The following is a 20,967-nucleotide window of genomic DNA, read 5'->3' as shown; positions in this document are numbered from 1 at the left end:
TCCGAACCCGGAAGCTAAGACCCACAGCGCCGATGGTACTGCATCCGGGAGGATGTGGGAGAGTAGGTCACCGCCGGACAATATTTACGGTTGAAAGACACCGGTTGTTCAGAGAGTAAGGCCCCGCCATTGGCGGGGCCTTACTTGTTTAACCCGTGTGGTCCAGACCCGCCGGCACCCTCCCGGGCCCGGGCTCGTTTGCGCCGAGATGGCAAAAACTGCACGTCCCGGCCCCGGGAACAGCACTTACAGCCATCTCGCGAGATCCCAGAGAGGCGGCGCAACCGATGGTAGCCCGCCCCGATGGGACGTTACCGGTCCCACGGGGTTCAAGAGGTGGGCAGTCTCACCTTATCCAGGCACGCCTGTGGGCATGGGGCGACGCCGACAAGACCAGCCTGCACTAGAATTGGCTTGTGCCCGTTTTGGGCCCCACTGACTTTAGAACTTTATATATCCATAGTGACGAGCGACTGCAGTAAATTCCGTTGGTCGGCTCACGACGAGAGGAACTCACCAGCATGTCAGAGCAAGATAACAGGGATCAGCGCGGCAGCGAGGGCAACAACGCCGCCCGCAACAGCAGCTCGTCAGGCCAGCGCGACGACCGCGGACGCCCGGCCACGAACGACCGCAACGCCCCCAAGCGCCACGAAGACCGTAAGCCCTCCTTCGGAGGCCGGCCGGCACGCGACGGCGAGCGGAAGTCCTTCGGCGACCGCGGCGCATCATCAGAGCGCAAGCCGTACTCGAAGGACCGTAAGCCGTCCTTCGGCGACCGGCCTGCCCGCGGCGACGACGATCGCCGTCCCGCACGCGACGGTGAGCGCAAGTCCTTCGGCGACCGCGGAGATCGCAAGCCGTCCTTCGGCGACCGCGGAGATCGCAAGCCGTCCTTCGGCGGCGATGACCGCCGTCCCGCACGCGACAACGACCGCAAGCCATCCTTCGGCGACCGTTCCGAGCGCAACGACCGTGCCAGCCGCGGCAGCGACGATCGTCGTCCTCCCCGTGATGGTGAGCGGAAGTCCTTCGGTGATCGTGGCGATCGTAAGCCTTCGTTCGGTGATCGTCCCGCCCGTGATGGTGAGCGCAAGTCCTTCGGTGACCGCGGAGATCGCAAGCCCTCCTTCGGCGATCGTGGCGATCGTAAGCCTTCCTTCGGTGATCGTCCCGCCCGTGATGGTGAGCGCAAGTCCTTCGGTGACCGCGGAGATCGCAAGCCCTCCTTCGGAGATCGTGGCGATCGTAAGCCTTCCTTCGGTGATCGTCCCGCCCGTGATGGTGAGCGCAAGTCCTTCGGAGATCGTGGCGATCGCAAGCCCTCCTTCGGAGATCGTGGCGATCGCAAGCCCTCCTTCGGCGATCGTGGCGATCGTAAGCCTTCCTTCGGTGATCGTCCCGCCCGTGATGGTGAGCGCAAGTCCTTCGGTGACCGCGGAGATCGCAAGCCGTCCTTCGGTGACCGTGGCGATCGTAAGCCGTCCTTCGGTGGCGACGATCGTCGTCCTCCCCGCGACAATGACCGCAAGCCGTCCTTCGGTGACCGTGGAGATCGTAAGCCTTCCTTCGGCGATCGTCCGTCCCGTGGTGGCGATGATCGTCGTCCTCCCCGCGACAATGACCGCAAGCCGTCCTTCTCCAACGACCGTCCGGCCCGTGGCGAGGATGCACCGGTTGTTGAGCGCAAGCACAATGCCCGCGACCTGCGCAGCGCCAACCGCCCGGACCGTGAGCGTTCACCGGAAATCGATGACGACGTCACAGGCCAGGAGCTGGACAAGGTTACCCGCGCCCAGCTGCGCGTCCTGGAAGAGGTCAGCGGTGAGTGGGTCTCCAAGCACCTGGTCATGGCAGGCCGCCTGATCGACATCAACCCCGAGCTGGCCTTCCAGCACGCCCTGGCAGCAAGCCGCCGCGGCGGACGCATGGCAGCAGTGCGCGAAGCAGTGGCCCTGACCGCCTACGCCTCCGAAAACTTCGCCGAGGCGCTGCGTGAATTCCGCACCTACCGCCGGATCAGCGGATCCAACGACTACCTGGCCATGATGGCCGACTGCGAACGCGGTCTGGGCCGCCCGGACCGTGCCCTGGACATCTCCCGTTCGGATGAAGCCAAGGAACTGGATGCCGCCGGACAGGTGGACATGGCCATTGTTACCTCCGGTGCCCGCATGGACATGGAGCAGTTCGACGCCGCCGTGACCGCACTGGAAATCCCGCAGTTGGACAAGAACCGTGCGTTCTCCTTCAGCCCGCGCCTCTTCCGCGCCTACGCTGATGCCCTCGAGGCAGCCGGCCGCAACGAAGAAGCTGCACAGTGGAACGACCGCGCGCTGCTGGCTGAAAAGGCCCTGGGCGTCGGCGAGTTTGCTGAGCCGGACATTTTCGACCTGGGTGACGACGACGACGAAAAGCCGGAGCGTCCCCGCCGGGGCCGCGAAGACCGCGACGATCGTCCGGTTGCCGAGCGCTCCGAAACGCCGTTTGCCGCTCCCGTTGAGAAGGCAGTTGCCGATGACGAGCTGGAACTGAGCGACGACATCGACACCCTGCCCTCGGACGAGCAGGAAGGCGTCATCGGCGTCCTCGAAACCGAAGAGGACGACAACGACACCGCCGCTGCACAGCACGACGACGGCAACGACAACGACGAGTTCTCCGCCGACGCGCCTGCCGGCGACGCTGACGAGGAACGCGCGTAGCACCATGGCCAACACACCGCTGATTGCCGGGTACGACGCAGTCCTGTCCGATCTGGACGGCGTCGTGTACGCCGGCCCGCACGCCATCCCAGGAGCCGTTGAGGCCCTGCAGCGCCTTGAAGGCGCCGGCGTGCAGCTGGCTTACGTCACCAACAACGCGTCGCGCTCCTCCGAAACGGTGGCAGCGCATCTGCGCGAGCTGGGGGCCCCGGCAACAGCGGAAACCGTGTTTGGCTCGGCCCAGGCCGGTGCTGAACTGCTGGCCGGCCAGGTGCCGGCCGGCGCCACGGTCCTGGTGATTGGCAGCGCCTGGCTGACCGAGCAGGTCCTGGAACAGGGGCTGGTACCGGTGCGCTCCGCCGATGACCGGCCCGACGCCGTGATCCAGGGTTTCGATCCCGGGCTCGGCTGGAAACACCTGGCCGAGGCGGCCTTCGCCGTGGAACGCGGTGCCAAATGGGTTGCCACGAACACCGACATGTCCATTCCACAGGCCCGGGGGATCGCCCCGGGAAACGGAACGCTGGTGGCCGCCGTTGCGGCGGCCACCGGCAGGACACCGTTGGTGGCGGGAAAGCCCGAGGCCCCGCTGTTCCTGACGGCGGCGAGCCATTTGGGCGCCTCAACACCGCTCGTGGTCGGTGACCGCCTGGATACCGACATCCTCGGCGGCAACAACGCCGGTTTCGCGACGGCACTGGTGCTCACCGGCGTCGACAGTCCGCAGACAGCGCTGGCCGCCCGCACCCGGGAACGGCCGACGTACCTCGTGGAAAACCTCGACGCCTTCTATGCTCCCTATCCGGAAATCGAAGCCCGCGACGGCGTTTTCGCCTGCGGGACCGCCACTGCCCGCGTCTTGGGCAACACGGTGGAGATTTCCGGAGACCGCAGTGATCTGGACAGCTGGCGCGCTGCCTGTGCGGCCTGGTGGAACGCCCGGCCGGTCGCCGAAACGGCCTCCGCACCCGAGCTCAGCTGGACTGTCACCCCCGGCGGATAAGCTGGGTTTCAAACGTCAGACAAGGATGGGGCAGCCGCCAGATGGAGAACACCAGCGGAAACACCGGCGAGGAGTCCCCGGGCACCGAACGCCCCTGGCCCCACCTGCGGGCGCAGACGGCGGATCCGGCAGTAAACGCCGCTTTGGCGTCCCTGGGAACACTTGCCGATACGCCCATCCCTGAACAGCATGCCGTTTACACCGCACTGCACGACGGCCTGTTGGCTGAACTGAACGCCGAACCGCCGGAGGAGCGCTAGATCGTGGCAAGACTAGACCAGGAACTGGTGGCCAGGGGACTGGCGCGCTCCCGGACCCACGCGGCCAAGCTCATCGCGGCGGGCCGGGTGGCCAGAGCGGGTGCCGTGCTGGGCAAGGCTTCGGCCTCGGTCAGCGCAGAAGATCCCCTCTCAGTGCTCGACGACGGCGTCCCCGACTATGTCAGCCGTGCCGGCCATAAGCTGGCCGGCGCCCTTGACGCGTTTCCGCAGGTTCAGCCCGAAGGGCTGCGCTGCCTCGATGCCGGAGCCTCCACCGGCGGTTTCACGGACGTCCTGCTGCGGCGCGGTGCCGAGCGCGTGGTGGCTGTCGACGTCGGCCACGACCAATTGGTGGACGCCCTGCGCGTTGACCCGCGGGTCGATGTGCACGAAGGCTTGAACGTCCGGTATCTGGTGCCCGAGGCGATCGGGGGACCGGTGGACCTGACCGTCGCCGACCTCTCGTTCATTTCCCTCACCTTGGTGCTTGCTCCGCTGGCCGCAGCGACGCGCCCGGGCGGCAGTCTGCTGCTCATGGTCAAGCCGCAGTTTGAAGTGGGCCGTGAGAAGCTGGAGAAGGCTGGCGTCGTCATGGATCCGCAAAAGCACCGGCTGGCAGTGACCCGCGTGGTCTCTGCCGCCATGGCGGAGAACCTTCGGGTGGCCGGCCTGGCCCGCAGTCCGCTGCCGGGGCAGAACGGCAACGTGGAGTTTTTCCTGTGGCTGCAGGTCGCGGCCGCTGACCAACAGCCGGCCGCGCTGCCCGCCGATGCACAGGCTGAGGCCCGCCGTTTGGTGGAAGAGGCCTTTGACGGGTTTGATGGAGCCGGACCGGACTCGGTTACTGATCGGTTTGCGGGCGAGACACGCACCGGAGAAACTGACCGCAGGAAACTGACGACAGAAGACTGACGACGGAGCTCCAAAGCAGCTCCCCCGGGAGCGGAACAGGATATGACAGACATGAGCAGACGGATACTTGTGCTGGCCCACACCGGCCGGCAGGCTGCCATGACTGCCGCCCAGGAAGCCTGCACGCAGCTGCACGCCTCCGGCCTGATCCCGGTCATGCGGCGGCGGGATTTGGAAGACATCCAGGCCGTCTACGGTGTCCTCACCGCACCCACCGAAATCCTCGATGAAGACGTTGACCTGGCCGGCGTCGACCTGGGCATGGTCCTGGGCGGCGACGGCACTATCCTGCGGGCCGCCGAGCTGGTCCGCGGCACCGACGTCCCGCTGCTCGGCGTGAATCTGGGACACGTTGGATTCCTGGCCGAAAGTGAGCGCGAAGACCTGGCCCAGACCGTGCACTGGGTCGTGGAGCGGGCCTACACGGTCGAAGAACGCATGACGATCGACGTCAAAGTCTGGTTTGAAAACCGGATGATCGCCAACACCTGGGCGCTGAATGAAGCGGCCATCGAAAAGTCGGACCGGCAGCGGATGCTCGAAGTCGTGGTGGAAGTGGACGCCCGGCCGATCAGTTCCTTCGGCTGCGACGGCGTTGTCCTGGCCACACCCACCGGCTCCACTGCCTATTCCTTCTCCGCCGGAGGCCCCGTGGTCTGGCCCGAGGTCGAGGCACTCCTGATCACCCCGATCAGCGCACACGCCCTCTTCGCCCGCCCCCTCGTGGTCGCACCCACCTCCATCCTGGCGGTCGAAATCCTGACCCGGACGGATGCCGCCGGCGTGCTCTGGTGCGACGGCCGGCGCAGCGTCGAACTGCCGCCGGGCGCCCGCATCGAGGTGACGCGCTCCACCATCCCCGTCCGCCTGGCCCGAACGCATGCCACGCCGTTCTCCGAACGCCTGGTCCGCAAATTCCAGCTCCCCACCCAGGGCTGGCGCGGACCCGTCGGCACCCCGGGGGAACACTCAGCGAGTGTGGAACTCACCCGCCGGACGGCAGACAGCGGAGGGCTGGCCACATGATCGAAGAGATCCGCATCCGCGACCTCGGCGTCATCACTGACGCCACGCTGGAACTCGGCCCCGGATTCACGGTGGTTACGGGTGAGACGGGCGCCGGAAAGACAATGGTGATCACCGCCCTGGGCATGCTTCTGGGCGCCCGGACCGACGCCGGAGCGGTGCGCACCGGCGCCAAAGCGGCCCTCGCCGAAGCTCTGGTGCGCCTGCCGCCGCACAACCCCGCAGTGACTCGGGCCGAAGACGCCGGCGCGGAACTGGAAACGTACGACGGCGTCACCGAGCTGATGCTCGCCCGCACCGTCAACGCCGCCGGGCGCAGCCGTGCCCACGTGGGCGGACGATCCGCTCCGGTGGGCGTGCTGGCCGAGGTCGGCCAGCATCTGGTGGCGGTGCACGGACAGTCGGATCAGCTCCGGCTCAAGAGCACGGCCGCGCAGCGTGAAGCCCTGGACAAGTACGCCGGCCCTGCCCTTGCCTCCGTCCTGTCCTCCTACCAGACGGACTTCGCCCGCTGGCGGTCCGCCGTCACCGAACTCTCCACCCTGCGCGACCAGGCCCGGGAACGCCTGCGCGAAGCCGAGTACCTCACGGCCTCGCTGGAGGAAATCGATGCCCTCGAGCTGCTGCCGGGGGAGGACGAGATCCTCAAGACCGAAGCCACCCGGCTGAACAACTTCGAGGAACTGCGCACCGCGGCCGTGGGCGCGCACTCGGCATTGATTGCCGGAGACTTCTCCGACGGTTCCGACGCCACCTCGCTGGTGGACAGCGCCAAGCGGCAGCTGGAACTGGCCGGAGAACACGACCCCGCCCTGGCCGATTCCGCCAAGCGGCTGGCCGAAGTCGGCTACATCCTTGCGGACATTGCCACCGAACTGGCCAGCTACAGCGCCTCCCTGGACGGCGAAGGCCCGGAACGGCTCGCCGAAGTCGAGTCCCGGCGGGCTGAGATCTCCGCCCTGACCCGCAAGTTCGCCCCCTCCGTGGACGAGGTCCTGGAATGGGCGGAAACGAGCCGCGTCCGGCTGGCGGAGCTGGGGGATGACGGCACCCGCATCGAGGCACTCGAAACGGAAATCTCGGAGCTGCAGGCCACACTGACCGCGGCCGCAGCGGACCTGACCAAACTGCGGACCGAAGCGGCGGCGGAACTCGCCCGGCGGGTGAGCGACGAGCTGTCGGCACTGGCGATGGCCGATGCTCACCTGCTCATCGAGGTCACTCCCGTCGAGGAGCTCAGCGTGCACGGAGCGGACGCCATTTCGTTCCTCCTCCAGCCGCACCCCGGCGCGCCGGCCCGCCCGCTGGGCAAGGGCGCCTCCGGCGGCGAGCTGTCCCGGGTGATGCTGGCAATCGAGGTGGTGCTGGCCGCGGTGGACCCCGTGCCGACGTTCATCTTCGACGAAGTGGACTCCGGCGTCGGCGGAAAGGCCGCCGTCGAAATCGGCCGCCGCCTGGCCATGCTGGCCAAGCACGTCCAGGTGATAGTGGTCACCCACCTTCCGCAGGTGGCATCTTTTGCCGACCATCACATCCGGGTTATCAAGATGTCCGCAACGGGGGAAAATGGAACCGGCGTCACCGCCAGCGACGTCACCGTCCTGGACGACGCGGAGCGGATCAAGGAACTTGCCAGGATGCTCGCGGGCCAGGAAGACTCCGAGTCCGCCCGGGCACACGCCGTTGAACTCCTGGCCGCGGCGGGACACCCGCCGCATGAATAACCCCAACGCATTTAAACCAGAACTACAAAAGGTGATAGGCTCGAACTCCGTGGTGCAGCGATCAAATTCCAGGTTTCCCAAGTCGTCTTCTACGACAAAACACATCTTCGTCACCGGTGGCGTGGCGTCCTCACTCGGTAAGGGACTGACAGCGTCAAGTCTCGGCCATCTGTTGAGGTCGCGCGGCATAGCGGTGACCATGCAGAAGCTCGATCCCTATCTCAACGTGGATCCGGGCACGATGAACCCCTTCCAGCACGGCGAAGTCTTCGTTACCGACGACGGCGCCGAGACTGACCTCGACATCGGCCATTACGAGCGGTTCCTTGACGAGAGCCTCGACGGCTCCGCCAACGTCACCACCGGCCAGGTCTATTCCACGGTCATCGCCAAGGAACGCCGCGGCGAATACCTCGGCGACACCGTCCAGGTCATTCCGCACATCACCGACGAGATCAAGCGCCGGATGCGCCTGCCCTCCGAGGCGAAGAAGACCCCCGATGTCATCATCACCGAGATCGGCGGCACGGTTGGCGACATCGAGTCCCAGCCCTTCCTGGAAGCCGCACGCCAGGTGCGCCAGGACATTGGCCGCAACAACGTCTTCTTCCTGCACGTCTCGCTGGTTCCGTACATCGGCCCGTCCCAGGAACTGAAGACCAAGCCGACGCAGCACTCAGTGGCCGCCCTGCGGTCCATCGGCATCCAGCCCGACGCCATCGTCATCCGCTCGGACCGCCCGGTGCCGGATGCCATGCGCGCCAAGATCGGCCGCATGTGCGACGTCGATGTGGACGCCGTCGTGGGCTGCCCGGACGCCCCGAGCATTTACGACATCCCCAAGACGCTTCACTCCCAGGGCCTGGACGCGTACATCGTCCAGCACCTGGACCTGAAGTTCAAGGACGTCAACTGGACCAAGTGGGACAAGCTCCTCGAAGTTGTCCACAACCCCAAGCACCATGTCGACATTGCCCTGGTGGGCAAGTACGTGGACCTGCCCGACGCCTACCTTTCCGTCACGGAAGCACTGCGCGCCGGCGGTTTCGCCAACAAGACCAAGGTCAACATCCGCTGGGTGCCCTCGGACGAGTGCGCCACGCCGGAAGGTGCCGCAGCGGCACTGGCCGGCGCCGACGCCATCTGCGTTCCCGGCGGCTTCGGCATCCGCGGCCTGGAAGGCAAGCTTGGCGCCCTGACGTACGCCCGGGAAAACATGGTGCCCACCCTGGGCCTGTGCCTCGGACTGCAGTGCATGGTCATCGAGTACGCCCGCAACGTGGTGGGTCTGGAAGGTGCGTCCTCCTCGGAGTTCGAGCCGGACACCAAGTACCCGGTCATCGCCACCATGTCTGAGCAGAAGCAGATTGTCTCCGGCGAAGGCGACATGGGCGGCACCATGCGCCTGGGCCTGTGGGACGCCAAGCTCGAAGAGGGCTCCGTGGTGGCCAAGACGTACGGCAAGACGGCTGTGGCCGAACGCCACCGTCACCGCTACGAGGTCAACAACGAGTACCGCGACCAGATCGCCGAGGCGGGCCTGTCCTTCTCCGGCACCACGGTCGACGGCGGACTGGTGGAGTTCGTTGAGCTTCCGGCCGACGTACACCCGTACTACGTCTCCACGCAGGCGCACCCGGAGCTCAGCTCCCGCCCGACGCGCCCGCACCCGCTCTTCGCCGGTTTGGTGAAGGCCGCCCTGGCACGCCAGAACGGCAAGGGCTAACAACCCATGAGCGAGGCCAGAGGGTTCGCCGACGAACAGAGTCCCCGCCGCCTGTTGAGTTCCTCCGTGGAATACACCGGGCGGGTCTGGGACGTGGTCAGTGAGAAGTTCTCCCTGACCGACGACGGCGAACCCCTGGTCCGCGACTTCGTCCGCCACCCCGGGGCGGTCGCCATCCTGGCCCTGAACGACGCCGGCCAGGTGCTGCTGATCAACCAGTACCGGCATCCGGTGCGGATGACCCTCTGGGAAATCCCCGCCGGACTGCTGGACATCGACGGCGAGGACTTCCAGGTCGGCGCCGCCCGGGAGCTGGCCGAGGAGGCCGACATCCAGGCCGCCGAGTGGAACGTCCTCACCGACCTGTTCCTCTCGCCCGGCTCGTCCCGGGAGGCTCTGCGCATCTACCTCGCACGCGGTATTACCTGGATCCCCGAGGCCGACCGGCACGAACGCACCCATGAGGAAGCGGAAATCCGCACCATGTGGGTAGATCTCGACGACGCAGTGGCAGCCGCCCTTGAGGGCCGGATGCACAGCCCCTCGGCCGTGGCCGGAGTCCTGGCCGCAGCAGCGGCCCGCCCGTCCGGCTATGCCAACCTGCGCCCGGCGGACGCACCCTGGCCCGAACACCACTCCCAGCACTCCACTTGGCCGCAGGGCCCCGTTCTTTAGGACTGAAGACTGCTATGGCCGCCTCCGATCTACCCGCCGGCGGACACACTCCTGCGCCGGGGTCCCCGTCGCTGAACGACACCATCCGGTTCGATTACCGTCCGGGCAACGCCACCCTCCGGCTGGATTCCCCCGCCGAGCTGCTGCGCGCCGCGCTGGCGGAGGACAAGGCAGCCAGCAGGTCCACAGCCACGTCCACAGACAAGTCCACAGGCAAGGCAGAGGATTCCGCTCCGGCGTCCGGCGCCGATTCGGCAGCGACTTCCACGCCGGCGGAGCCCGCTGATCCCGAGGCGCCGGGAAACGCCAAAACCCCCAAGCCTCCGAAGGTTCCCGCACCCAAGGGCCCCTCCGCCGCCGATGAGCTGCGCGCCACCGCCGTCGGCCGTGCCATCGGCGGCTACCTGCAGCACATGGCAGTGGAACGGGGCCTGGCCGTCAACACGCTGGATGCCTACCGCCGCGACCTGCTGCGGTACGCCCGGTTCCTGACCTCCCGCGGCGTCGACGACGTCGGCCGCATCTCCCGGCACGATGTGACAGCCTTCGCCCAGTCGATCGTGGAGGGCTCAGACGGCGCCTCCGCGCTGAGCGTGCGCTCGGCAGCCCGCACCGTGGTTGCCGTCCGCGGGCTGCACAAGTTCTGGGCGCTGGAGGGCCTGGCCACCGCCGACCCGGCCGCCGACGTCCATCCGCCGCTGCCGGGCAAACGGCTGCCCAAGGCGATCAGCGTCAATGAGGTCACCCGGATCCTGGAGGCGATCTCCACTGAGACCCCCACCGGGCTGCGGGACCGGGCACTGCTGGAATTCCTCTACTCCACCGGGGCCCGCATCAGCGAGGCCGTCGGCCTGGACATCGATGACCTGTCCCTGGAACGGATCCCCGCCAACGGCCCCGACGTGGTGCGGCTCTTCGGCAAGGGCTCCAAGGAACGCCTGGTGCCGCTGGGCTCCTACGCCGCCCGCGCACTGGACGAGTACCTGGTCCGCGGCCGGCCGGCAGCCTCCGTGAAGGGCAAGGGAACGCCCGCACTGTTCCTGAACGCCCGCGGCGGCCGGCTCAGCCGGCAAAGCGCTTGGACCATCCTGAAAAACGCCGCGGAAAAGGCACAGATCGGCCGGGACGTGTCCCCGCACACGCTGCGGCACTCCTTCGCCACGCACCTGCTGGAGGGCGGGGCCGACGTCCGCGTGGTGCAGGAGCTGCTCGGCCACGCCTCGGTGACCACCACCCAGGTCTACACCCTGGTGACCGCCGAAACCCTGCGCGAGGTCTACGCCGCCGCGCATCCGCGGGCACTGTGACGCCGGGCGCCTTCGGGCCCGGCGAACCGGCCGGCGAACACGCGCCGCCTCGCGCCGTGCCCGTGGTCCTGTGCTTCCTGCTGCGTGAAACCCAGCAGCGCGGCGCGGAAGTCCTGATGGGGCTGAAGCAGACCGGCTTCGGAATTGGCCGGATCGTCACCCTCGGCGGGCATGTGGAGCCGGGGGAGACCCCGGAGCAGGCGGCCGTGCGCGAAGTCTTCGAGGAATCCGGGGTCACCGTGGCTGAAGCCGACCTGGAGCAGGCCGGAACCATCGAGTTCATCTTTCCGGCCCGCCCGGAGTGGGACATGTCCACGGTGGTCTACCGGGCGCGCACCTGGATGGGCGAGCCGGCGCCGTCGTCGGAAATCGTTCCGGTCTGGTACCCGGTAAACGAGGTGCCGTATCCGCAGATGTGGCCGGATTCGGCGCACTGGATGCCGGAGGTGCTCGCCGGGCGGGCCTTTGACGTTGTCGTCACCCTGGCCGACGACAACGAAAGCGTCGCCGGCATCGTCTTTTCCTGACGTTCCGTCCGGGCCGCGAGCCACCCGGACAGCGGGCCACCCGGACAGCAAAACGCCCGCCGCAGAATATCCTGCGGCGGGCGTCTTGCTGTTCGGAACCGGCTGCTTAGCCCAGGTGCCGTTCCTCCGGGCCGTCGTAGGCGCTGAGGGGGCGGATCAGGGAGTTGGCTTCCAGCTGCTCCATGATGTGCGCGGTCCAGCCGGTGATCCGGGCGGCCACGAACAGCGGAGTGAAGGTGGGCGTGTCAAAGCCCATCAGGTGGTAGGCCGGACCGGCGGGGTAGTCCAGGTTGGGCAGAATGTTCTTCCGCTCACCCATGGCCGACTCCAGCGCGGTATAGAGCTCGCCCAGGTCCGGACGGTCGTAGTGCTTGACCATCTTGTCCAGGGAGGCCTTCATGGTCGGCACCCGCGAGTCGCCGTTCTTGTACACGCGGTGGCCGAAGCCCATGATCTTCTTCTTGTCCGCCAGTGCGGCGTCCAGCCACCCCGCGGCGTGCTCGGCGACGTCGCCCTCGCCGGCGCTTGAGGTGATCTCCGCAAACGTGTGCATGACCGCCTCATTGGCGCCGCCGTGGAGCGGCCCCTTGAGTGCGCCGATGGCGCCGGTCACCGCCGAGTGCAGGTCCGCGAGCGTGGAAGTGATCACGCGGGCCGTGAACGTGGAGGCGTTGAAGGAGTGCTCCGCGTACAGGATCATCGAGACGTTGAACGCCTCCACGACCTCGGGGGCTGCTTCCTCGCCGAACGTCATCCAGAGGAAGTTCGCGGAGTAGCCCAGATCATCGCGGGGCTCCACCACGTCCTCGCCGCGCCGGCGGCGCTGGTCGTAGGCGACGACGGCGGGCATGGCGGCGAACAGGCTGACCGACTTTTCCATGTTCGCCTGCCGGGAGGAGTCATCCGCCTGGGCATGCTCCGCACCCAGCACCGACGCTGCCGTGCGGCAGACATCCATCGGGTGGCAGGTCAGCGGCAGGGCGTCGATGACGGCCTTCAGCTCGGGGGAGAGCGCACGCTGGTTCCGCTCGCCGTCGGTGAACTCCGCCAGCTCGTCGGCGGTGGGCAGCTCGCCGTTCCACAGCAGGTAGGCCACCTCTTCGAAGCTGCAGTGTGCCGCCAGCTCCTGGACCGGGTAACCGCGGTAGAGCAGCGAGTTGGTGTCCGGATTGACCTTGGAGACCTTGGTCGTGTCAACAAGGACACCGGCCAGTCCCTTGTGGATCTGCTCATCTGTCATTACGAAAGACTCCTTTGTCGCGATGATGTAGCTGCGGTGATTCCGGGGCAGTGCTAGTGCTGGCCCGGGATCTGGAAGTTGAATACCGACGTGTCGAAGCGGTTATAGGCTTCATAATCCACCAGATCGTACAAACGTGCACGCGTGAGCATATTCGGGACATCCTCCTGCTGGGTGCCCTTGGCCTTGATCGTGTCCAGGGTGCGCTCGGCGGCGCCCATCGCGCTGCGCAGCAGGGTGACCGGGTAGATCACCATGTTCACGCCCACTGACGCCAGCTCGTCGTAGCTGAAGAGGTCGCTCTTGCCGAACTCGGTCATGTTGGCCAGGATCGGCACGTCGACGGCGGCACGCATCGCGGCGAATTCCTCCAGCGACTTCATGGCCTCGGGGAAGATCGCGTCCGCCCCGGCGTCGACCAGTGCCCGGGCCCGGTCCTGGGCGGCTTCGAGGCCGTCCACGGCGCGGATGTCGGTGCGGGCCATGATCAGGAAGTTCGAGTCGCGGCGGGCGTCGGCGGCGGCGCGGATCCGCTTGGTGGCCGTGTCCAGGTCCACCACGTTCTTGCCGTCGAGGTGGCCGCAGCGCTTGGGATTGAACTGGTCCTCGATGTGGCAGCCGGCCAGGCCGGCGTTTTCGAGTTCCTGGATGGAGCGCGCGACGTTCATCGGCTCGCCGAAGCCGGTGTCGGCGTCGACGATGGCCGGCAGGTCGGTCATCCGGGCGATCTGCCCGGCGCGGGTGGCGACCTCGGTCAGGGTGGTCAGGCCGATGTCCGGCAGGCCGAGGTCATTGGCGAGGACCGCGCCGGAGATGTACACGCCGTCGAACCCTTTTTCCTCGATCAGGCGGGCCGAAAGCGGGTTGAACGCACCCGGGTACTGCTGGAGCGTGCCGGAGGCCAGGCCCTTGCGGAAGGCGATGCGCTTGGCCTCGGGGGTTACGGAGGAGTACAGCATTTAGAAGAGTCCCTTCGGGGCGTTGGCCGGGTCGATGACGCCCTCGGCGGCGGTGATGTTCAGCTGGTCCAGCTCGCCGGCGGCCAGTTCGGGCAGGCGCTGGACGGTGCTCAGGAAGCGTTCGATCTCCTCGTCGGAGACCAGCCCGGCGGCCAGGGTGCGGAATTTGTTGATGTACTGCTCGCGGGCAAACGGCTTGGCGCCCAGCGGATGGGCGTCGGCGACGGCGATCTCATCGGTGATCTCGGTGCCGTCGGTCAGGACGATGGTCACCTTGCCGCCGAAGGCCTTCTCGTTGATGTCCAGCGAGTGGTAGCGGCGGGTCCATTCCGGATCCTCCACGGTGGTGACCTTGTGCCACAGCTCCACGGTGTCGGCACGGCCGGCGCGCTCCGGGGCGTAGGAGTCCACATGGTGCCAGGCGCCGTCCTGCAGGGCGACGGTGAAGATGTACGGGATGGAGTGGTCCAGGGTCTCGCGCGAAGCCGTGGGATCGTACTTCTGCGGATCGTTGGCGCCGGAGCCGATCACGTAGTGGGTGTGGTGCGAGGTGGCGATCAGGACGCTGGCGACCTTGGAGGCGTCGGCGGCCTCGGGGTGCTCGCGGTGGATCTTGCGGGCCAGGTCGATCCAGGCCTGGGCCTGGTACTCGGCGGAGTGTTCCTTGGTGTAGGTGTCCAGGATGGCGCGCTTGGCTTCGCCGGCCTCGGGCAGCGGCACTTCGTAGGCCGCGCCGGGGCCGTCCAGCATCCAGGCAATGACGCCGTCTTCACCCTCATAGATGGGGGTGGGGGAGGTCTGGCCGCGCATGGCGCGGTCCACGGCTTCCACGGCCATCTTGCCGGCGAATGCGGGAGCGTGCGCCTTCCAGGTGGAGATTTCGCCCTTGCGGGACTGGCGGGTGGCCGTGGTGGTGTGCAGCGCCTGGCCGACCGCCTGGAAGATGGTGTCGACGTCGAGGCCCAGCAGGGTGCCGATGCCGGCGGCGGCGGACGGGCCGAGGTGGGCCACGTGGTCGATCTTGTGCTTGTGCAGGCAGATGGCCTTGACCAGGTCGACCTGGATTTCGTAGCCGGTCGCGATGCCGCGGATCAGGTCGGCGCCGGAGGCGCCGGTGTGCTGGGCGACGGCGAGCAGCGGCGGGATGTTGTCGCCCGGATGGGAGTACTCGGCGGCGAGGAACGTGTCGTGGTAGTCCAGTTCGCGCACAGCCACGCCGTTGGCCCAGGCGGCCCACTCCGGGGAGGTCTTCTGCTCGACGCCGAACACTGCCGAGCCGTTGCCGTGCGCGGAGGGGGAGAATGACAGGGCCTGGGCGCGGGCGGCGACGATGGGACCGCGATTCAGGGAGGCAATGGCCACCGAGGCGTTGTCGATGACGCGGTTGATGACCATGTCAGTGACCTCGTCGGTCACGGCGACGGGGTCGGCAGCGACCTCGGCGATCTTGTAGGCCAGCTGGTCTTCGCGGGCCAGGTTCTCGTCGCTGCGGTGGACCCGCACCTTGTGGAGATTCATGTTGTGTCCTTTCGGGACGTTTTCGGGATTTCGGAAGGGAAGTTTTCAGGGTTGCCAGCCGGTTGCCCGGTGGCAGGGGAGCGGGGTGTCAGTCCGGCGGGCCGGTGGCTGCCAGGAAGTGTTCCAGGCTCTTGTGCAGATGGACCGAGGTGGCGGAGGCGGCCAGCGCCGGATCCCGGGCGGCGATGGCCGCGGCGATGGTGGCGTGTTCGCCGGCCGTAGCCAGCAGCCGTTCCGGGTTGTCCTTGGCCAGGCGGCGGACGCGGGCCAGATGCAGCCGCACGTTCGCCAGAGCCTGGGTGAGGTATGTGTTGGCGGCGGCCGTGTCGATGGCTTCATCCAGGCGGGCCACCAGCGCGTAGTAGCCGGCGCGGGACGGATCGGTTCCGGCGTCCTGCAGGATGAGGTCCGCGGCCTCCTCGAATTCCCGCCGCAGCCCGGTGAAGACCTCGGGGTTTCCGCGCGAGGCCGCCAGCGAGGCGGCCTTGCATTCCAGGGCCTGGCGGAGCTCAAACAGTTCGGTCACGGTGTTCGGTGAGATTGCCGTGACGACGACGCCGCGTCCGGTGTGCGGGGCGGCCAGCCCGTCGGCGGTGAGCCGGCTGATGGCTTCGCGCAGCGGTGTGCGGGAAATGCCCAGGCGCTGGGACTGCTCCACTTCGGCGAGCACGGTTCCCGGCGGCAGGCGTCCCGAGACGATGTCCTCGCGGAGCGCCCGGTAGGCGCGGTCACTTGCCCTCATGGGACGCTCCTCTCTGCTGCTGCGGCCAGCCCGTGCTGCAGACTGGTCCATGTGTGATGTATCTCATCAGTGTATACACAAACCTGCCTAGCGGAAACAAATTTGCCTAAATCCCAGAGTTCGCGGGAGGTCATGTATACACAGTCCGGTTTGTGGCGAACGGCCGGACAGGCCTAGGGTGATGGGTATCACATGCGAATCGAGGAGGATTCATGAGCTCTGGCCTGGATGCAGGAAATGAAGCACCGGAGACCGTCGGGATCGAGCCCGCAGCCGTCGGCATCGAGCCCGCAACCGCCGGAGGGGTGGAAGCCGGGCCCGGCGAGGGGTATGCGCAGGCCTATGCCCGCAGTCTCGACGACCCCGAGGGCTTTTGGCTTGAGGCCGCCGCCCTGGTGGACTGGGACACCGCGCCCCGGCGTGCCCTGGATGACTCCGCCGCCCCGCTGTACCGCTGGTTCCCCGACGGGACACTCAACACCAGCTACAACGCGCTGGACCGGCATGTCGCCGCGGGCCGAGGGGACGCGGATGCCCTGATCTACGACTCCGCGATGCTCGGCGTCAAGCGCACGTACTCCTACAGCGAGCTGCTCGCCGAGGTCGAAACCTTCGCCGGGGTGCTCCGCGGACTGGGCGTTGAAGCCGGGGACCGGGTCATCATCTATCTGCCGATGATTCCGCAGGCCGTGATCGCGATGCTCGCGGCGGCCCGGCTCGGCGCGGTGCATTCGGTGGTGTTCGGCGGCTTCGCCCCGAAGGAGCTGGCGGCGCGGATCGACGATGCCCGCCCCGCCGTCGTCGTCACCGCCAGCGGCGGGCTGGAGCCCCGGCGCACCGTGGAGTACCTGCCCAATGTGGCCGCCGCGCTCGCGGCCGCCACGCATCGGGTGAACCATGTGGTAGTTGCGGCCCGGGACGGCTTTGACCACTCCTTCGAGGAGTACGACGGCGCGGACGGCGCCGCCTGGCACGACTGGGACGCGCTCGCGGCCGTTGCGTCACCGGCCGGTCCGGTGCCGGTGGCCGCCACCGATCCGCTCTACATCCTCTACACCTCCGGCACCACCGGCGCACCCAAGGGCGTGGTCCGGGACAACGGTTCGCACGCCGTCGCGCTGGCCTGGTCGATGCGCAACATTTACGACGTCGGCCCCGGCCAAGTGATGTGGACCGCCTCCGACGTCGGCTGGGTGGTGGGGCACTCCTACATTGTGTACGCGCCGCTGCTCGCCGGGGCGGCCACCGTGCTGTACGAGGGCAAGCCGGTGGGCACGCCCGACGCCGGAGCGTTCTGGCGCGTGGCCGGGGAGCACGGGGTGGATGTCCTTTTCACCGCGCCCACCGCGCTGCGGGCGATCCGCAAGGCCGATCCGGACGCCGCGCTGATGGCGGATTACGACCTGTCGGCGCTGCGGACGCTGTTTGTGGCGGGGGAGCGGCTGGACCCGGAGACCTTTGCCTGGGCCGGCCGGGCGCTGGACATTCCGGTGGTGGATCACTGGTGGCAGACCGAGACCGGCTGGGCGATCTGCGCCAATCCGCTGGGCCTGGAGCAGCTGCCGATCAAGGCCGGCTCCGCGACCGTTCCAGTGCCCGGGTTCTCGCTGGCCATCGTGGACGGCGAGGGGGCGGAGGTTCCCGCCGGCGAAGAGGGCAACATTGTGCTGCGGCTGCCGCTGCCGCCGGGCACCCTGACCACGCTGTGGGGCAGCGATGACCGGTTCCGGTCTTCCTACCTGGAGATTTTCGAGGGCTGCTACACCACCGGTGATTCCGGCTATGTGGATGAGGACGGCTATGTGTTTGTCATGGGCCGCACCGATGACGTCATCAACGTTTCCGGGCACCGGCTCTCCACCGGCGCGATGGAGCAGATTGTTGCCACGCATCCCGCGGTGGCCGAGTGTGCCGTGATCGGGGTGGCGGATTCGCTCAAGGGGCAGCGGCCGTGCGGCTACGTGGTGCTGAAGGCCGGCTCGGTCCTGGGTGTGGAGGAGCTGCGGGCCGATCTGGTGAAGCTGGTGCGCGAGTCGATCGGGCCGGTGGCGGACTTCAAGGACGTGCAGGTGGTGGACGCGCTGCCCAAGACCCGCTCCGGCAAGATCCTGCGCAAGACGATGCGGCAGATTGCCGACGGCGATGCCTATACGGTGCCCTCGATCATTGAGGATCCGCTGGTCATCGACGCGTTGCTGCCGCTGCTGCGGCCGGGGGCCTAGTCGGCCGGGGGTCGTCTGCGCTGCGATTTCGTTGCCGATCGCTGTTTCTTGGCATCGAGGCGCCGGCGGTTCGACCCCCGGGTGGGTTTGGTCGCGCGGCGGCGGGCCGCTTCCGGAGCCAGGCCCGCTGCCACGAGCTCCGCGAGCTTGGCCAGGGCGAGTTCGCGGTTGCGCAGCTGGGAGCGCTGTTCGGAGGCGGTCACCGTGATGGTCCCGGACACGAGGCGCCGCTCGAGCCGCGTGAGCAGCAACAGCCGTTGGTTCTCGGAAAGGACGGCCGATTGAGAGACGTTCCACGAGAGCTCCACGCGGCTGTCCGAGGTGTTAACGTGCTGGCCGCCGGGCCCGGAGGAGCGCGAGAATCGCCAATTCAGTTCCGCTGCGGGAATCGTGAGCGCGGGCGATATCTCCAGATCCATGCAACCAGCGTCGCACGTAACCGGGCGTCACCGGAAAACATGTAGCCGCCGCCGCGGGCGTCACCGGGTCGCCGGGAATTAGCTGGACGCGATCAGCTCGTGCTGATCCAGTAGCGGCGTTTGCCCCGCCGGATGTCTTCGAGGACGCCGCCGCTCTTTTCGATGGTTGCCCGGGAACCGGTGTTGTCCTCATCGCAGGTGAGCAGAAGCGGGGATATCGCCAGCGCCCGTGCCACCGGCACCGCGTTGTTCAACGCCTGCGCGGCGTGGCCCCGGCGCCGCGCCGACGGGCGCACGCTGTAGCCGATGTGCCCTCCTTCGTTGAGAAGGAAATCGTTCAGTTCATGCCGGATCGCCAGCGACCCGATGATCGAGCTCCCCTCGGAAATCCAGGGTAGGTGCAGGGAACGTATCCCGGTTTCCGCGGGGTTTCGGGCAACGCCTCGGAATGACGGCGCGGCGCACCTCCTTCGTGAGGATCCAAGCACGGCAGCCGGTGCTCAATCCCCGGGCACGCGGAGCGGCCCGCCGCTAGGTCTGCGGAAGCGGAACTGCATGGCTGAACCGGAACAGGTTTTGCGGATCGTAGGCCGCCTTGGCCGCCTGCAGCCGTCCGAACACCCCCGGTTCCCACACCGGGGCCACGTCCCCTTTGCGGCCAACAGGGCCCCGGAAATTGACCAGTGAGCCGGCAGCGTAGGGCTCGACGGCGGCGCCGAAGCGTTCCAGCGCCGCCGCCGTGGCGTCGGCCGCCGGCGGAAGATTAATGCCGGCCGAGAAGATGTGGAAGGCCGCGTTCCGGCCGGAGACTGCATCTTCGACCGCCGGCTCGGTGGCCAGGGCGCCGCCCATGAGGCGTATTTCCGTCAGCGCCAGCGGAGTGTCTGAACCCGGACCGATCTGGCGCAGCAGTTCATCGGCCAGATCCTCCGGCAGCGACGTCAGCAGGGTGGCGCGGTCCATGCTGGGAACCGGTTCATCCGGATCCATGTGGATGCTTCCTACGTCCAGGTAGTTCATCGGCCCGACAGTATCCAGGAGGGGATTTGCGGCGTGCCGCATCGGCCCGATCAGTGTGTCTCCCTCTTCCTGGCTGCCGAACAGCGCGAACCGAAGATGCACCGGCGACGTGCCGCGCCGGTCCTCCGGCAGGAAGGGGACGTCTGGAAAGTGAAGGAAGGCCAGGGAAGCCGAGGCATCCGAGGGCAGCTGAACCGTCCATTCACGGAAGGTCTCCAAGACTTCCGGGCCGGCGTCCTCCGGGTACAGGATCGCGCCGCCGTAGAACTCCTGATAGGGAATCAAGCCGAGAGTCATCGACGTGATGACGCCGAAATTGCCTTTCCCTCCCCTCAGCGCCGCGAACAGATCGGCGTTCTCGCCGCCGGCTTCCACATGCCGCAGCCGGCCGTCGGGAGTAACAACATCGATGGAGCGCACATGGTCGGCGGCAAACCCCAGTGCCCGGCCCATCAGCGGCAACCCGCCTCCCGACGCGTAGCCGACCGTTCCGACGTGGCCGGAGGACCCATGCGGGGCAGTCAGGCCCTCTGGCACTGCCTGCTCCAGCACCTGGCCCCAGCGAACCCCGGCACCGACTGTGACCGTTTGGGCGTCGGGATCCACCGTCAGGTCCTGCAACCGGGACGTATTGATCATTAGGCCCTCGTCCATCTCCGTCACAGCCCCGTGGCCGGTGGCCTGGATCCCGATGGGAATGCCGAGTTGCGCTGCCCAACGGACGGCGAGCTGGATGTCCTCGACGCCGGACGCTCCCAGCGCGGCGTCGGGGCGCTGGACCAAGGAAGGGTTGAACCCTGCGGTGGCGACGGCGTAGCCGGCGTCGCCCGGGCCGCTCAACGTGCCCTGGACAACACTGCGGAGGGCTTCAAGGTCTGATTCCTGAATCATGGGACACACTCCGGGTAGGCGGGCAGGCCTAATGGGAGGGCATTTCGGCCTGCTGTTGGCTTGGCTTAAATGCACCTAAAGGGTAGGCACC

General features: G+C 67.5%; 19 protein-coding genes and 1 rRNA gene. 12 read left to right on the top strand and 8 right to left on the bottom strand.

Annotated features, from left to right (window positions below; genetic code table 11):
• A 5S ribosomal RNA gene (gene rrf / locus QNN99_RS13915) occupies nt 1-79 on the top strand; the annotation flags it as partial.
• A 652-nt stretch (nt 80-731) separates the two neighbouring features.
• On the opposite strand, the gene QNN99_RS13910 is transcribed toward rrf, so the two are convergent.
• Nucleotides 732-1,694: a hypothetical protein gene (locus tag QNN99_RS13910; RefSeq protein ID WP_229967121.1), complete on the bottom strand. Its 963-nt coding sequence runs from the start codon at nt 1,692-1,694 to the stop codon at nt 732-734.
• A 156-nt stretch (nt 1,695-1,850) separates the two neighbouring features.
• Between QNN99_RS13910 and QNN99_RS13905 the strand changes: the two genes are divergently transcribed.
• From QNN99_RS13905 to QNN99_RS13860, 10 genes are all read left to right on the top strand, one after another.
• Nucleotides 1,851-2,705, top strand: a complete 855-nt coding sequence (locus QNN99_RS13905; RefSeq protein ID WP_229967119.1) for a tetratricopeptide repeat protein — start codon at nt 1,851-1,853, stop codon at nt 2,703-2,705.
• A gap of 4 nt (nt 2,706-2,709) precedes the next feature.
• A complete protein-coding gene (locus QNN99_RS13900; RefSeq protein ID WP_229967117.1) occupies nt 2,710-3,708 on the top strand; it encodes an HAD-IIA family hydrolase in 999 nt (332 codons plus the stop codon).
• Between the two features lie 41 nt (nt 3,709-3,749).
• Complete coding sequence (locus QNN99_RS13895; protein WP_229967115.1) at nt 3,750-3,968, top strand: hypothetical protein; 219 nt, start codon at nt 3,750-3,752, stop codon at nt 3,966-3,968.
• Nucleotides 3,969-4,880: a TlyA family RNA methyltransferase gene (locus QNN99_RS13890; protein WP_229967132.1), complete on the top strand. Its 912-nt coding sequence runs from the start codon at nt 3,969-3,971 to the stop codon at nt 4,878-4,880.
• Nucleotides 4,881-4,931: 51 nt separating this feature from the next.
• Nucleotides 4,932-5,906 (top strand): NAD kinase, encoded by a 975-nt coding sequence (locus QNN99_RS13885; RefSeq protein WP_229967113.1) that lies wholly within the window; start codon nt 4,932-4,934, stop codon nt 5,904-5,906.
• Nucleotides 5,903-7,630 carry a DNA repair protein RecN gene (gene recN, locus QNN99_RS13880; protein WP_229967111.1) on the top strand — a complete coding sequence of 576 codons (1,728 nt, stop codon included), beginning with the start codon at nt 5,903-5,905 and terminating at the stop codon, nt 7,628-7,630. The genes QNN99_RS13885 and recN overlap by 4 nt, the downstream gene beginning before the upstream one ends.
• A 31-nt stretch (nt 7,631-7,661) precedes the next feature.
• Nucleotides 7,662-9,356, top strand: a complete 1,695-nt coding sequence (gene pyrG, locus QNN99_RS13875) for a CTP synthase (RefSeq protein WP_229967109.1) — start codon at nt 7,662-7,664, stop codon at nt 9,354-9,356.
• Nucleotides 9,357-9,362: 6 nt separating this feature from the next.
• Nucleotides 9,363-10,031, top strand: a complete 669-nt coding sequence (locus QNN99_RS13870) for an NUDIX domain-containing protein (RefSeq protein ID WP_229967107.1) — start codon at nt 9,363-9,365, stop codon at nt 10,029-10,031.
• A 413-nt stretch (nt 10,032-10,444) separates the two neighbouring features.
• Nucleotides 10,445-11,338, top strand: coding sequence for a site-specific tyrosine recombinase XerD (xerD, locus tag QNN99_RS13865; RefSeq protein WP_229967130.1), 894 nt, complete (start codon nt 10,445-10,447; stop codon nt 11,336-11,338).
• Between the two features lie 56 nt (nt 11,339-11,394).
• On the top strand, nt 11,395-11,865 hold the full coding sequence (locus QNN99_RS13860) for an 8-oxo-dGTP diphosphatase (RefSeq protein ID WP_331461785.1): 471 nt from the start codon (nt 11,395-11,397) through the stop codon (nt 11,863-11,865).
• Between the two features lie 106 nt (nt 11,866-11,971).
• Here the strand turns inward: QNN99_RS13860 and QNN99_RS13855 are convergent, their stop codons facing one another.
• The 4 genes from QNN99_RS13855 to QNN99_RS13840 form a co-directional block, all read right to left on the bottom strand.
• Complete coding sequence (locus QNN99_RS13855) at nt 11,972-13,105, bottom strand: bifunctional 2-methylcitrate synthase/citrate synthase (protein ID WP_229967105.1); 1,134 nt, start codon at nt 13,103-13,105, stop codon at nt 11,972-11,974.
• Between the two features lie 53 nt (nt 13,106-13,158).
• Nucleotides 13,159-14,064, bottom strand: a complete 906-nt coding sequence (gene prpB, locus QNN99_RS13850; protein ID WP_229967103.1) for a methylisocitrate lyase — start codon at nt 14,062-14,064, stop codon at nt 13,159-13,161.
• Complete coding sequence (locus tag QNN99_RS13845; RefSeq protein WP_229967101.1) at nt 14,065-15,582, bottom strand: MmgE/PrpD family protein; 1,518 nt, start codon at nt 15,580-15,582, stop codon at nt 14,065-14,067.
• Between the two features lie 88 nt (nt 15,583-15,670).
• On the bottom strand, nt 15,671-16,324 hold the full coding sequence (locus tag QNN99_RS13840; RefSeq protein ID WP_229967099.1) for a GntR family transcriptional regulator: 654 nt from the start codon (nt 16,322-16,324) through the stop codon (nt 15,671-15,673).
• A gap of 212 nt (nt 16,325-16,536) precedes the next feature.
• Here QNN99_RS13840 and QNN99_RS13835 point away from each other — a divergent pair, with 212 nt between their 5' ends.
• Entirely contained in the window at nt 16,537-18,546 is a 2,010-nt protein-coding gene (locus QNN99_RS13835; RefSeq protein ID WP_229967097.1) for an AMP-binding protein, read from the top strand.
• Here the strand turns inward: QNN99_RS13835 and arfB are convergent.
• The 3 genes from arfB to QNN99_RS13820 all read right to left on the bottom strand — a co-directional run bounded on the left by arfB (nt 18,543) and on the right by QNN99_RS13820 (nt 20,876).
• A complete protein-coding gene (gene arfB, locus QNN99_RS13830; protein WP_229967095.1) occupies nt 18,543-18,965 on the bottom strand; it encodes an alternative ribosome rescue aminoacyl-tRNA hydrolase ArfB in 423 nt (140 codons plus the stop codon). The two genes, QNN99_RS13835 and arfB, sit on opposite strands and share 4 nt — an antisense overlap.
• A 92-nt stretch (nt 18,966-19,057) precedes the next feature.
• On the bottom strand, nt 19,058-19,453 hold the full coding sequence (locus tag QNN99_RS13825) for a GNAT family N-acetyltransferase (RefSeq protein WP_229967093.1): 396 nt from the start codon (nt 19,451-19,453) through the stop codon (nt 19,058-19,060).
• 43 nt (nt 19,454-19,496) lie between these two features.
• Nucleotides 19,497-20,876, bottom strand: coding sequence for an FAD-binding oxidoreductase (locus QNN99_RS13820; protein WP_229967091.1), 1,380 nt, complete (start codon nt 20,874-20,876; stop codon nt 19,497-19,499).
• Between the last annotated feature and the right edge of the window lie 91 nt (nt 20,877-20,967).

The sequence above is a fragment of the Arthrobacter sp. zg.Y820 genome, from assembly GCF_030125555.1.
GTDB lineage: Bacteria > Actinomycetota > Actinomycetes > Actinomycetales > Micrococcaceae > Arthrobacter_B.
Note: the sequence above shows the minus strand (reverse complement) of the source record. Positions and strands in the feature narration are given on the sequence as shown.